Raw genomic sequence first — 13,381 nt, 5'->3', positions numbered from 1 at the left:
CCTTTCAGGAGCCGGTGGTCGTGAACGTGAAGTCGTCGAGCTCGAAGAGCGTGCCGGTGCCGCCGGTGAAGACCAGGTAGAGCTTGCCGCCGGTCCGCGGCGCGTTCGAGACGGTGCCGGTCACGTCGAAGAAGCCCGTTCCGCCGGCGGGTACGGCGGCCGAGCCGAGCAGCGGGCCGTCCGGGGCCCCGGCGCGCAGTTCCAGCGTTCCGCCGTCGGTCCCCGCGGACGCGACCCTCGCGGTGAAGGACGAGGCGTTGCCGAGCCAGTACGGCTCGAACATGATCCAGTCGCCGGTCTGGACGGAGGCGACGACCTGGCCGTGCGCCCCGGTCCGGCTGGGCGTGGTGATGCCTTGCTGGGCCTTGAAGTGCTCGGCCTGCCGGTGCTTGGGCTGGGTGAGGTGAACGTCGGTCCCCTGGAGCGGTACGACGCCCTTGCGCCCGCCGTTGTCGGTGTACTCGGCGGCCCAGACGCCGTAGATGTTCTCCCCGGCGCCGTGGTCGCCGTCGTCCGGCGTCTGCAGGACGCCCGAGCACCCGGGCTGCTCGGCGAGCGCGTGCTGGTGGGTGGCGTGGCCCAGGAGGTAGGTCAGCTTGACCTTCGAGCAGTCGACGGGACTGTCCTCGGCGTCCCGTACGACGATGCGGTACGGGACGGCGTCGCCGAAGTCGACGAGCTGCCCGTCGCGCGGGATCTGGAGGGTCACCTGCGGGGCGGTGTTGCCGACGGTGATGACCATGCTGTCGGTCGCGGTCTTGCCGCTGGCGTCGGTCACCGTGAGCGTGGGCGTGAACTGCCCTCGCGCGGTGTAGGTGTGCCGTGGGTTCGGCGAGGTGGAGGTCTTCCCGTCGCCGAAGTCCCACTTGTAGGTGAGCGCCGTGCCCTCGGGGTCGAACGTGCCCGCGGAGGAGAAGCGCACCTTCAGCGGCTTGCGCCCGGACGTCCGGTCCGCGGCGACCTTGACCTCGGGGCGGCGCCCCGTGGTGCCGATGTACTCCATCCGGAACAGCCCGGCGTGGTCGTCACTGGCGAAGTACTGCTCGCCGTAGGTGAGCACGTACAGCGCGCCGTCCGGCCCGAACTCCAGGTCCATGATCTTGTAGTTCAGCGGCCAGGTGAAGCTGGAAATGGCACCCGGCGAGCCGTCCGCCTCGACCGCGGCCGTCTTGATCCAGCGCCGTTCGAACTCGCCGAGGAACGCCAGCCCGTCGTACTCGGCGGGGAACTTCACCTGCGAGGTCGACGCGGCGTCGTACTGGTAGATCGGCCCCATCATCGGGGACTCGGACTGCGAGCATCCGGTCGGCGGGTTCATGTCGGGGTTGTCGCACCCGCTGTAGCGGATCCACGCGGGCACCGGCTTGGGCAGCTGGGTGATCCCGGTGTTGTTGGGCGAGTCGTTGGCCGGGCCGTTCTGGCAGTCGAACTTGGGCCCGACGGTTTCGGTGGCGAAGTCGAAGTCGCCGTAGGTGTCCTCGGGAGTGTTGTTGCCGGTGCAGTACGGCCACCCGAAGAAGCCGGGGGCGGTGACCCGGGCGAACTCGACCTGGCCGAGCGGGCCGCGCTCCGGGGTGCTGTTGTCGCTCTTGTCGGGCCCGTAGTCCCCGACGTAGATCGCGCCGCCGCGGGCGTCCACGGAGATCTTGAACGGGTTGCGGAAGCCCATCGCGTAGATCTCCGGCTTGGTGCCGGCCGTCCCGGCGGGGAACATGTTGCCCGCGGGCACGGAGTAGCCGCCGTCGTCGGCGACCTTGATCCGCAGCAGCTTGCCGCGCAGGTCGTTGGAGTTGGCCGAGGTGCGCTGCGCGTCGAAGGCGGGGTTGCGCTCCGGCCGTTCGTCGATCGGGGTGTTGCCGGACGACTGGAACGGGTTGGAGTCGTCGCCGGTCGCCAGCAGCAGGTTGCCGGCGACGTCGAACTCGATGTCGCCGCCGACGTGACAGCAGATCCCCCGGTCCGCCGGGACCTGAAGGATCTTCTGCTCGCTGGCCATGTCCAGCTCGCCGCCGGTGCCGAGCTTGAACCGGGACAGCTGGTTGTGGCCCTTGTACGGCGCGAAGTCCGCCTCGTCGCCCTCGGTGGGCGCGTCGGTCAGGGGCGTGGTGAGCCGGGGCGCGTAGTAGAGGTAGACCCACCGGTTCTGGGCGAAGCCGGGGTCCACGGCCACCCCTTGCAGGCCGTCCTCGTCATGGGTGTAGACGTTGAGCTGGGCCGCGACGCTCGTACGGCCGTTGTAGTCGGTCAGCCGCAGCACCCCGTCGCGAGCGGTGTGCAGGATCGAGCCGTCGGGCAGCGGGTCGAAGGAGATCGGCTCGCCGACCTCCGCCGGTCCCTGCGCGAGCGCGTAGGGGTAGAAGTGCTCGGGGGGCGCCTGGGCGGAGGATGTGCCGGGGGCGATGGCGACCAGGCCCGCCGCGGCGACCACCACGGCCGTGATGGCCGAGGCGGGCGGGCGGAGCCGCCGCCGGGTTGACCCTACGTAGTCGAACATGATGCTGTGTACTCCTCACCGTTGGGGGGTCACGGATCGTTCGAACCGGCGTGCGGTCGGGTCACTCGATCAACGTTGATCACCCCCTTCGGCGAGTGCGGCGCCGACGTGAGCGCCGGGCGTCGGGTGGGGTCCGGGGCCTAGCCGGGCTCCACCGATGTCCTTCCGCCGTTCTCAGTGCGCGGGCCGCGCCGGGATGTTCGTGGGCTTGGGGCCGCGCGGGTCGCCGTCACCCGGCACACGCGGCAGACGTGACCGGTACTGGTTCCGGGAACAGACCCTCATCCGCATCACATGCCTCCCCATAGGGGACATCACGCCGCAAACGTACCTACTTTGGCCGCGCCTGAGAAGACTTACGACAAGGAGCAACGGACTTTCACCACTCCCAAAACAAAGTCCGGGGCCCGCAAGCCGTTCGCACGGCGGCCGGGTCTGCCGCGGCGGCGGCGGTGATGCGACCATCGGGCCATGACGAGCCTGCCCGGGCGGATCGGGCCGTACGCCATCGAGCGCAGGCTCGGCGCCGGCGGCATGGGCGTGGTCTACCTCGGCCGGGACGGGCGTGGCGAAGCGGTCGCGGTGAAGGTGATCCGGCCGGAGCTGGCCGGGGACCCGCGCACCAGAGCACGGCTGGAACGTGAGGTCCGCGCCGCGCGGACGGTCCCCCGCTACTGCACCGCGGCGCTCCTCGACGCCGACCTCGACGGGCCGCTCCCCTACCTGGCCACCGAGTACGTCGAAGGCCCCACGCTGGACGTCGCCCTGATGGAGCGCGGCGTGCTCGCCGGCGACGAGCTGACCGACCTGGCCCTGGGGGTCGCACTGGCACTGGGGGCCGTCCACGGCAGCGGCGTGCTCCACCGCGACCTCAAGCCCTCCAACATCATCCTGTCGGCGTTCGGTCCCCGGGTGATCGATTTCGGGATCGCCCAGCTGGCGGACTCCCGTACCCGCCTCACCGACACCGGCGCCGTCATCGGCTCGCTGGTCTGCATGGCCCCCGAGCAGCTGCGGGCCGAGCCGCTGACCCCGGCGGTCGACGTGTTCGCCTGGGCCTGCGTGGTCTTCTACGCCGCGACGGGCCGCTATCCGTTCGGCGCCGACTCCGGGATCCGGCAGCGCGTCCTGCATGACGACCCGGATCTCGGCCAGCTACGGCCCGGCCTGGCCGCGCTCGTGGAGAAGGCCCTGGCGAAGGATCCCCGGGACCGACCGACAGCGGACGACCTCGTCGCCGGGCTCGGCACCCGTACCCACATCGAGGAGACGGCGACGTTCCCGCGCACCGAGCCCGTCGTCTCCGTCCGGCCGGCGCCGCCGGGCCGTCGGCACGCGCGACGTGGCGGCCCTTGGACCCTGGTCGCGCTCGGCGTGGTGGCCCTGCTCGCCGGAGGTACCGGCTGGTGGTGGCTGGCCAGGCACGACGGGGTGCTGGGAAGCCAGGGCGACCGCGTGACGGCACTGACCATCGGCACGCTGCGCGACGGTCGGCCGGTCGCCGTCTCGGGGGCGGCGGACGGGATGGTCGCCTACTGGGACCTGAAGGACCGTAAGGGCATCGGCGACGTGGCCGCCTACACCCGTACCGGATGTGAGATCGGCGCGCTGGCCACCGGGACCGTGGACGGCCGTGCGGTCGTCCTGTCAGGAGGTGATGCCAGCTGCAGCACGGGACTGCTCGGCCTGGGACAGAAACACGACTATTCGATCATCGCCATGGACCTCGCCACGCGGGCCCACCTCTTCACCCTGCCGGAGAGCGGTGGCGGGGTGAGCGAGATGGCCCTGGGCACGGTGAACGGCGTCCCCATGGCCATCTCGTACGACGGGTCCGCCCGCCTGTGGAACTTGCGGACCCGGAAGGAGGCGAAGAAGGCCCTCCGCCTCCAGAACGTCCACGCGGTCGGATTCCGCGACGGACGCCCCCTGGTACTCGCCCACAAGGGGAAGACCGTCGTGGCCACGGATCTGCTCACCGGCAAGGCGGCCGGCCCCGGGATCGGCCTGGCGGCCGGGGGCGCGGGAGCCGACCTCGCCACACTGGCGGGACGCACCGTCATCGTCACCTACGCCCCGCGCCGCACGGACGGGCCCGACCTCGTCCGCATGTGGGACCTGACCACCGGTCGCGCCACCGGCGAGCCGCTCGAAGTCCCCGCCGACATGAAGGTCATCGGCACCGGCATGGCGGGCGACCGGCCCTACCTGATGGCCCGCGACCGGAGGTACGCCCAGTACGCCTGGAGTCTCGCCACCCGCGTACGGACCGGCCCGCTGAAAGGCCACAAGGACATCATCAACGACGTCGCCTTCGGCCAGATCGACGGCCGCCCCGTAGCCATCAGCGCGGGCTGGGACAAGAAGGTCCGCATCTGGAACCTCAAATAGCCGGAACTCCCGTCGAGGCGTTGATCGCGCTATGGACGTTGCGGACGGGTGAATGGAGACTTGGGGCGATCAGGTAACCGCGACGGTGAGGTGGCAGGCCTGGTGGCGACTCTGGCGTTCAGTCCGTACGGGTTCTATGACGTCGACTCCGATCCGTATCCGGTGTACGCGCGGCTGCGGGCCGAGGCACCCGTCTATCGCAATGACGAACGGGACTTCTGGGCGCTGTCGCGTCACGCGGACGTGCTCGCCGCGTTCCGGGATCCGCGCCGTTTCTCCAGCACGAACGGGCCGCTTCTGGAGGCGTCGGTCTGGGGGCCGGCGGCGCAGCGCGCGTTGTCGTTCATCGCGATGGATCCGCCGCGTCACACGCGGATGCGGGGGCTGGTGTCGCGGGTCTTCACGCCGCGGCGGATCGCCGAGCTGGAGCCGCACATCCGGGCGATCGCGCGGCGTCATGTCGACGAGGCCCTGTCCCGGGGTGAGTTCGACTTCATCGCCGAGATCGCGGGGCGCATCCCCACCGATGTGATCTCCGAGCTCGTGGGCGTTCCCGAGGGCACGCGGGCGGAGTTGCGGCGGCTGGCCGACCTGGCACTGCACCGTGATGACGAGGGGAAGGTGACGTCCGAGGGCGTGACGGCCGTCGTCGAGCTGATCGGGCACTTCGCCGGGCTGGTGTCCGACCGCCGGATCGAACGCCGGGACGACCTGCTGTCCGATCTCCTCGACACGCAGGTGGACGGTGACCGGCTGACCGACGAGGAGGTCGTCGCGTTCCTGCACCTGCTGGTCGGCGCGGGCAACGAGACGACCACCAACCTGCTCGGCAACGCGGTCTACTGGGCCTGGCGGTATCCGGAGCAGCAGGCCAAGGCCTTCGCGGGGCGGGTCACCGAGTGGGTCGAGGAGACCCTCCGCTACGACACCGCCGCGCCGACGCAGTTGCGGACGCTGACCGAGGACGCCGAGTTCCACGGGGTGAGGGTGCCGGGCGGGTCGCGGATCGTGCTGCTTCCCGGCGCGGCCAACCGCGACCCGGAGGTCTTCGAGGAGCCCGACCGGTACGACCTGGGGCGGGACACGAGCGCGGTCATCAGTTTCGGCAGCGGGCCGCACTTCTGCCTGGGCGCCTCGCTCGCGCGGCTGGAGGCGCGGGTGACGCTCCAGGAGCTCACGGCCCGGGTGACCGGCTTCGAGCTCGACATGGCCGGGGCGCGGCGGCGCCACTCCCCCTACGTCCGGGGGTTCGCGGCGCTGCCGATGCGCACGGTCGGCAGGTGAGGGTCAGGGTTTGCGCCCGGCCGCGCCGAGCCAGACGTTGCGGAGCTTCAGCTGGATCTCCGTCGGCGTGTCCAGGCCCCAGTCGGTCAGGCAGGCCAGCCCGGGCTCGATCAGCTCCAGGCCTTCGAGGAAGGTCTCGATCTCGGCGCGGCTCCGGAGGCGCAGCGGCGCGTTGCTCCGGTCGAAGACCGCCAGTCCGGCCTGCGCGTCCTCGGGCCTGCTCTTCTTGACGGTGTCGTCGGTGAGATGCGTCAGGGCGAGGTAGCTGCCGGACGGCATGGCGTCCGTCAGCACCTTGAGCGCGCGGGCCGGGTCGTCGTGGTCGGGAACGAAGTGCAGGATGCCGGTCGTCAGGACCCCGACGGGCCGGGTGAAGTCGATCATCCGGCGGGTGGCCGGATGGGCCAGGATCGCGGTCGGGCGCCGCAGGTCCTCCTGGAGGACGGTGACGGTCGCCGGGTTCTCGGTCAGCAGCGCGCGGGCGTGCGCGCAGACCGCCGGGTCGTTGTCGACGTAGACCACGCGCGTCTCGGGGTCCAGCCGGTGGGCGATCTGGTGGACGTTCTCCATCGTGGGCAGGCCGGTGCCGATGTCGATGAACTGCCGGACGCCGGCCTCGATGAGCCGCTCGACGATGAGCGCGAGGAACTTCCGGTTCTCCTTGGCGAACGTCGCCGAGTGCGGCTCGATCTCCAGGAGCCGTTCCACCGCGGCCCGGTCGACGGCGTAGTTGTCCTTTCCGCCGATCATGGCGTCCCAGATCCGGGCGACGCTGGGCGTCTGGACGTCGACGCCGAGACGGGCGGCGTCCTGGCGTTCGCGTTCCAGCCGGCCGCGTTCCCACCAGTGGCCGAGGTCTGCGAGGACGATGAGCAGCTCACGCCCGTGCCGGGTCAGCCGGTAGCGGGCGAGCTCGGCGTCGCCGTACTCCTGGTCGACGCCGCCGGCCGCAGCGAGCCGCCCGAGCGCCTGGTCCACTCGGCCGACGTCCAGTCCGGTGGCCTTGACGAGCTCGCCGTGGTCGAGCGGCCCGCCGATCAGCGCCTGGACGACCTTCAGCACCCAGGGGGCGGAAATGAGCTCCACGGCGGGCTCGACGTCACGCCACGCGATCTCGTAGGCGTCGGACTCGACCCACCGGGCGCCTCGCGGGTTCTGCCCATCTCCGCCATTTGTCATCGGGTGCTCCTGGTGCTTTTACCGGGCACTGCGGAACCACAGCACGGAGCATGAGAATTTCATAGATCCAACCGCTGGGCACCCGGTTGGAGCGCGCGGGCTAAGCGTCCTGCTTGCTCGCGCGCCACCAGTCACGGATCTGCTTCATCGACCGTTCATGCGCACGCGCGACCGCCTCACCGGTCCGCGGCCGGTTCTTGAACGCGGTCACCGTGGTCACGCGCTGTTCACCCCCGCCGTCCCGCCAATGGATCTTGGCCTCCTGCCAATGGATCGTGACAATTCGCTCGACGGGAATGTGCCTGTTGCGCAGAAAACCGCGAAGGAGGATCTCTCCGTTCCCGCAAATAACGGCTATCCGAAATACGCGAACGGCGAGTGCCGCGCCGAGGGCGGACGGTACGAGCGCGATCAGGAGGCCGACCACCTCGTTGAGACCCGCGCCATCGGCCGCACCCGACAGATAGGCGAAGGGCGCCATCCCGACGACCTGTCCGGCGACGAAACCACCGATGGCCCAGCCGACGCGGGTCACGGTCTGCGGGCGGAGCGTCAGTTCTTCCACGACCGTGAGACGCCTTCAGCTGATCAAGGGTTCCCGCCGGCCGGACCTCCCGCGATCATTTCTCGCTGCGGGCGCGGACCACGGCGACGGGGCTCTGGGCGTGCTGGACGACGCCGTGGCCGATCGAGCCGAGGCGGCGCAGCTTGTGCTCCGGGGCGCCGATCACCAGGAGGGCCGCCTGCTCGGACAGCGCGCAGAGCACCTTCGCCGGGTGCTCCTGGACGATCTCCTCGGCGATCTCGAGGCCGGGGTGGCGTTCGCGCCACGGCGCCAGGGCGCCCGCCAGGTTCTCGCGGATCTCGGCGACGACCTTGGCGGGGTCCAGCACGTAGCCGGCCAGCCCGAGCAGGGGCGACAGCTGCCAGGCGTGCACGATCCGCAGCGGCGCGCCGCGCAGGGCCGCGGTCTCGAAGGCGTAGCGGAGCGTCTCCTCGTCGTCGCCCTCCAGGTCGACGCCGACGACGATCTCGTCGGTCGTCGCGGCCGGCTCGTCCCGGACGATGACGACCGGCCCGGACGCGTGGCCCGCCATCCAGAGGCCGGTCGAGCCGATGAGCAGGCTGGTGAAACCGCCCAGCCCCCGGTGCCCGATCACGACCTCGAACGCGCCCTCGGACTCCTCGCGCAGCGCCGGTCCCGCGGCGGCCATGACCAGCCGGGTGGACACCTCGATCCCGCCCTGCCGCTGCCGGGCGGCCTTCTCGGCCTCGGCGAGGATCTCGTTGCCGGCGTTGGTGAGCGCGTCCGCGGACTCCGGCGCCACCAGCAGCGGGTAGGTGTACGGCGCGGGCTCGGCGGCGTGGACGATGCGCAGGGGCAGGCCCCGGCGCGCCGCCTCGTCGGCGGCCCACTCGACGGCGCGGTCGGCGTGCGGGGAACCGTCGGTGCCGACGATGATCGGGTCAGTCATGTCCATCCCTAGGTCGGCCGGTGTCCAGTGGACCACCGGGGCGGCTGTCTCCAGGTTTCTCGACGGCCGGGCCGATGATCACTGGCGAAGGTCCTCGCATTCTAGGGACCAAGGACCCTCCTCCCATGCCCCGAAGGTCCCTCCCGGCGGGACCGTACGCCTCTGTGCCCGGCCCCTCACGCACCGCGACCCTGGAGAGGTGGTGATGAGGGAGACGCAGATGGACGCGCAGGTCGGCGAACGTATGCCGCCGCTCACCGACGAGGTCGGCCGGGACTGGAGGCGGCTCGCCGGGCCCACCGGCCCGGTCGGCCTCTTCGATCCGGCGGCCGCCGAGACCCTTCCGGAGCCGGCCCGGCGCTGGGTCGTCCACGCCATCGAGCCGGGCACTCCCCTGCTCACCACGGCCCGGCTCAGCATGCGGGGCGAGATCCGCCTGGGCCGCTGGCTGCCGTTCGAGGCCGAGCAGGTCCTCAGGCCTCCCTGCGGGTTCGTCTGGGCGGCCACCGCGCATCTGGGGACGCTGCCGGTCACGGGATTCGACAGCTTCGTCGACGGCTCGGGACGGACACGCTGGCGCCTGCTCGATCTCCTCCCCCTGTCCTCGGGGGCCGGCCCCCGGACCAGCCGCGGCGCGGCGGGACGCCTGGCCGCCGAGTTCGTCCTCTCGCCCGCCTGCGCTTTCGCGTCCTGGGTCAGGTGGATCCCCGTCAACGAACGACGCGTGATCGCCTTCGTCACCGTCCACGGGATCCGGCACCGGGTGTCGCTCACCGTCGGCCACGACGGCGCCCTCTCCAAGCTCACCGTCATGCGCTGGGGCGCCCCCGGCGGCCGCCGCCGCGGCAGGCAGCTCTTCTACGTGAACGTCACCGAGGAGGCGACCTTCGACGGCTTCACCATCCCGTCCGCCGTCGAAGCGGGCTGGCTGGCCGGCGGCGAGAGGCCCTTCATCCGCTACACCATCGATCAGGCCTCGTACCGCTGGCCCCTCCGCCCTCACCGTTGACGGCGAGCTCCGCACGAGGATCCGGGACGCGAGCCGGAACCGGGCCGGCGGTCAGGTTCTGGGCTTCCGGGACCGCTGGCGTTTGCAGGTCTTGCACTGGCGGCGCGGTGTCGGGTCCTCGCGGGACCTGGCGACCCAGTAGGTGTTGGCGTCCGTCCAGGGGTGCCCGTTCTTGCAGGTGGCCTGTTCGCGGCGGAGCGGGGCGTCGAGCGGGATCCCGTGCTCCTCCCGCCAGCGTTCACGGTCGCAGGCGCGGCACGCGCGGCCGGTGGAGGTGTACCGGGTGTTCTCGGCGTCGTAGGGATGCCCCTTGGGGCAGTGGGTCTTGGAGCCGTTGCCGGGACGCGTGCTCCTGGTCGGCGCCTGGAGGTGGTCGGCCGCCACGCAGGCGCGCACCTGGCACAGATGGCGGACCGGCCCGTGGGGCGGCTCACCGCGGTCGATCTCGAAGGCGACGCGGTGGACGCGGCGGCTGCGGCTGACCGTCGAATCCCAGATCAGCCCGTAGCCGTCCTGGTCGGTCGCGCCGGTCCAGACCAGGCAGGGGCCGGTGAGGGGTCTCCCCCACCGGTCGAGCGGGGCGGGCGGGTCCGCTTCGATCACGCGTTGCCGAAGCCGGTCGTGAACGCTCACAGCCACCCGTTCGGCAGCCGTTCGTGCACTCATGCAGGGACTCCTGAACGAAGGAGGTGAAACCGGGGACGGGTGGGTCCGTCTGCCGGTACGCGCCTCGCGTCAGGAGCGTTCAGAACTCAGGTCACGACGCCGCTCCTGAGGCGATCATCGCCTCGGGCGGGCCGCGCCGCGCCAGTGCGTACCGCAGGAACGCCCGGACGGGCGAACGCTCGGCCGCCCGGCGGAGCAGGATCTGCCGCGGGGACGCCGGCGGGCGCCGGGCGATCAGGAACAGCAGCGGCCGCAACATCCAGGAGGTCAGCAGCCGGACCAGCGCGCACAACCTGGCCTCGCCCCACACCAGCCACGAGGCCGTCAGCAGGACGCTGACCGCGTGCATCAGCACCATCGCCAGGTTGAAGGGCCCGCTGTGATGCACCTGGGCCGAGGCGCCGTCGGCCGTGGCGAGCGCCGCCACCAGCGCGGCGTCCTGGTCCCCGGCCGCCGGGGACAGCAGGACGTGGAGGACGGCCTGTGAGGTCGCCGTGGCGGGCAGGATCGAGGCCATGGTGCGTTCCCGGCCGCTGAGCAGCAGCGCCGGAACGAAGACGATCAGGAAGCCGGCCGGCACGGCCCACGGGCGGAGGCCGCCGCCGCCGGCGACGTGCCCGGCCGCGGCGAGCCCGGCGCACGCGGCGGCGAAGCCCGCCGCACGCACCCACCGGACCACCGACCACGCGCCCATGATGATCGGATTTTTCCACAGCGCCGTCTCCCGCGACAGCCCCGCGGAGGTGCAGGACGCCATCGCGGGGCCGCCGAGGTCGCTGTTCCCCGCGCGACGGCCGGCGTCAGGCCTTGCGGGCGATGACCAGCAGGTACTCCCACTCCATGGCGCCGGCGTTCAGGTGGCGGCGGGCCAGGTCGGCCAGCGCCGCGTCCAGCGCGGCGGTCCGCTCGGGGTCGTCGGCGATGTTCCGGTACACCGCGATCGTCGGGCCGTAGAAGGCCTTGAAGTAGTCCCGGAACTCCTCCGGCGTCCGGAACCGGTCGATGTGCGCGGTCGCGCGGACGGCGGTGAAGCCGTCCACCCGGTCACCGAACAGCGCCTTGACGTGGTCGGGGTCGCCCCACAGCGGCGGCGGCTGCGCCCCGGGCGGTGGCGGCGGCGCGTACGGCTTCATCACGGCGAACATCTGCCCGATGAAGCCCTCCGGCGTCCAGCTCAGCAGGGCCAGGGTGCCGCCGGGACGCGTGACGCGGACCAGCTCGTCGGCGCCGGCCCGGTGGTGCGGCGCGAACATCACGCCGACGCAGGACATGACGACGTCGAACTCCTCGTCCTTGAACGGCATCGCCTCCGCGTCGGCGACCTCCCAGCCCAGGAGCGCGCCGCGCTGGGCCGCGACGGCCTTCCCGGCGTCCAGGAGCTCGGGCGTCAGGTCGCTGGCCACGACCTCCGCACCGGCCAGCGCGGCGGGGATGGCGGCGTTGCCCGTGCCCGCCGCGACGTCCAGCACGCGCTGCCCCCTGCGCACGCCGGCCGCCTCGACCAGCGCCTGCCCGAGCCCCGGGATGACCTCCGTGGCGAGCGCGGCGTAGTCCCCCGTTGCCCACATCGCCCGGTGCCTGGCCTTCAGTTCACTCATGCATGCCCCCTTCGTTCGTCTACGGGCCGAGGTTAGGGAGCCGGGGCGTACTTCCCTAGTACAGGATCTGTACTAGCCGGGCGGCCGTGCCGGACCTAGCCTGCATGCATGGGGTCCTCGTACCACCAGTTCTGTCCCGTCGCCAAGGCGATGGAGTTGCTCGACGAGCGCTGGACGCTGCTCGTCATCCGCGAGCTCCTGCTGGGCAGCCGGCACTTCAACGAGCTGCGCCGCGGCGTGCCGCGCATGTCGCCCACCCTCCTGTCCAAGCGCCTCAACCAGCTGGTGCGCGCCGGCGTCGTGCACCGCCGGGAGGAGGGCGACCAGGTGCACTACCTGCTGACCGAGGCGGGGCTCGAGCTGCGGCCGATCGTGGAGGCGCTCGGCGCCTGGGGCGTCCGGTGGATCGGTGATCTCGGCGACGAGGACCTCGATCCGAAGTTGCTGATGTGGGACATGCGCCGCAACATCGACCACGCGGCCGCGCCGCCCGGCCGGACGGTGGTGCTGTTCCGGTTCCCGGACGTGCCCGCGAAGCTCCGGCACTGGTGGCTGGTGATCGCCAGGGGTGAGGCGGACGTGTGCGACTTCGACCCCGGGCACGACGTGACCGTGACGCTGGAGGCCCGGCTGCGTGACATGATCCGCGTCTGGCGCGGCGACGTGCGCTGGGCCGACGCGCTGCTTGCGGGCGAGCTGACCGTCCAGGGCCCGCAGGAGCTGCGGCGGACGGTGCCCGGCTGGTTCACCCTCTCGGGATTCGCCGAGATCCCGCGCGCCCACCCCCCTGACGCCGTCGCACCCTTCCGATAGAGTCGAACACATGTTCGCATCGAACCTGGGTGACACCGAGTCCGCGTTCCCGACACCGACCACCGCGATCACCAGCGCCCAGGCACGCCAGCGCCCCGTCATCATGATCACTCGCTCCCCCGACGGGCGGTCCCAGGTCTGCGTACCCGACGCGGGCGAGCTGCGCGTGATCGACGACCGGCGCGTGCGGGTCGCGGTGTGGCCTTCCTCCCCCACCGCCGCCGACCTGGACCGGGACGCGTCGGCCCTGCTGATCGTCACCAACCCCTCCGACGTCCACCTCATCCACGTCACGGCCCGCCGCCTGGCCAACGCCGCCATGGTGTGGGCCCACTACGAGCTCACCGTCACCTCGTCACGGACCGCCGCCCGCGGCACCGCCCCGGACCTGCAGCCCGCTCCCGGCGAGGCCGAGGTCATCACCGAGTCCCGCCCGCGCAAGCGCCGCGACCTCGCGACCCGCCGCTGACCC

At 71.7% G+C, this 13,381-nt stretch carries 12 protein-coding genes; 5 read left to right on the top strand and 7 right to left on the bottom strand.

The genetic code is table 11. The features are described from left to right. Positions 1-4: 4 nt before the first annotated feature. Positions 5-2,494: a PQQ-dependent sugar dehydrogenase gene (locus tag ABZ810_RS46335; RefSeq protein ID WP_358414783.1), complete on the bottom strand. Its 2,490-nt coding sequence runs from the start codon at positions 2,492-2,494 to the stop codon at positions 5-7. Between the two features lie 471 nt (positions 2,495-2,965). Between ABZ810_RS46335 and ABZ810_RS46330 the strand changes: the two genes are divergently transcribed. Next, positions 2,966-4,885 carry a serine/threonine-protein kinase gene (locus tag ABZ810_RS46330; protein ID WP_358414780.1) on the top strand — a complete coding sequence of 640 codons (1,920 nt, stop codon included), beginning with the start codon at positions 2,966-2,968 and terminating at the stop codon, positions 4,883-4,885. Between the two features lie 102 nt (positions 4,886-4,987). Continuing rightward, positions 4,988-6,169 (top strand): cytochrome P450, encoded by a 1,182-nt coding sequence (locus tag ABZ810_RS46325; RefSeq protein ID WP_358414775.1) that lies wholly within the window; start codon positions 4,988-4,990, stop codon positions 6,167-6,169. 3 nt (positions 6,170-6,172) lie between these two features. Here ABZ810_RS46325 and ABZ810_RS46320 read toward each other — a convergent pair whose 3' ends face one another. The 3 genes from ABZ810_RS46320 to ABZ810_RS46310 all read right to left on the bottom strand — a co-directional run bounded on the left by ABZ810_RS46320 (position 6,173) and on the right by ABZ810_RS46310 (position 8,823). After that, positions 6,173-7,348, bottom strand: a complete 1,176-nt coding sequence (locus tag ABZ810_RS46320; RefSeq protein ID WP_358414772.1) for an SAM-dependent methyltransferase — start codon at positions 7,346-7,348, stop codon at positions 6,173-6,175. 100 nt (positions 7,349-7,448) lie between these two features. Continuing rightward, the gene (locus tag ABZ810_RS46315) at positions 7,449-7,913 is read right to left on the bottom strand and encodes a hypothetical protein (protein ID WP_358414769.1); all 465 of its coding nucleotides are present in this window, start codon (positions 7,911-7,913) and stop codon (positions 7,449-7,451) included. 55 nt (positions 7,914-7,968) lie between these two features. Continuing rightward, the gene (locus ABZ810_RS46310) at positions 7,969-8,823 is read right to left on the bottom strand and encodes a universal stress protein (protein WP_358414766.1); all 855 of its coding nucleotides are present in this window, start codon (positions 8,821-8,823) and stop codon (positions 7,969-7,971) included. A 205-nt stretch (positions 8,824-9,028) separates the two neighbouring features. On the opposite strand from ABZ810_RS46310, the gene ABZ810_RS46305 reads away from it, so the two are divergent. Continuing rightward, complete coding sequence (locus ABZ810_RS46305; protein WP_358414763.1) at positions 9,029-9,832, top strand: DUF6544 family protein; 804 nt, start codon at positions 9,029-9,031, stop codon at positions 9,830-9,832. Positions 9,833-9,883: 51 nt separating this feature from the next. On the opposite strand, the gene ABZ810_RS46300 is transcribed toward ABZ810_RS46305, so the two are convergent. From ABZ810_RS46300 to ABZ810_RS46290, 3 genes are all read right to left on the bottom strand, one after another. After that, positions 9,884-10,498 (bottom strand): HNH endonuclease, encoded by a 615-nt coding sequence (locus tag ABZ810_RS46300; protein WP_358414760.1) that lies wholly within the window; start codon positions 10,496-10,498, stop codon positions 9,884-9,886. Positions 10,499-10,589: 91 nt separating this feature from the next. Continuing rightward, positions 10,590-11,255, bottom strand: coding sequence for a hypothetical protein (locus tag ABZ810_RS46295; RefSeq protein ID WP_358414757.1), 666 nt, complete (start codon positions 11,253-11,255; stop codon positions 10,590-10,592). A gap of 43 nt (positions 11,256-11,298) precedes the next feature. Further along, entirely contained in the window at positions 11,299-12,096 is a 798-nt protein-coding gene (locus ABZ810_RS46290) for a methyltransferase domain-containing protein (RefSeq protein WP_358414754.1), read from the bottom strand. A gap of 108 nt (positions 12,097-12,204) precedes the next feature. On the opposite strand from ABZ810_RS46290, the gene ABZ810_RS46285 reads away from it, so the two are divergent. After that, entirely contained in the window at positions 12,205-12,909 is a 705-nt protein-coding gene (locus tag ABZ810_RS46285) for a helix-turn-helix domain-containing protein (RefSeq protein ID WP_358414751.1), read from the top strand. Between the two features lie 10 nt (positions 12,910-12,919). Further along, positions 12,920-13,378 (top strand): hypothetical protein, encoded by a 459-nt coding sequence (locus ABZ810_RS46280; protein ID WP_358414748.1) that lies wholly within the window; start codon positions 12,920-12,922, stop codon positions 13,376-13,378. The last annotated feature ends 3 nt before the right edge of the window (positions 13,379-13,381 follow it).

The organism is Spirillospora sp. NPDC047279 (assembly GCF_040643285.1).
Lineage (GTDB): Bacteria > Actinomycetota > Actinomycetes > Streptosporangiales > Streptosporangiaceae > Spirillospora.
This window is presented reverse-complemented; position numbering and strand designations above follow the sequence as displayed.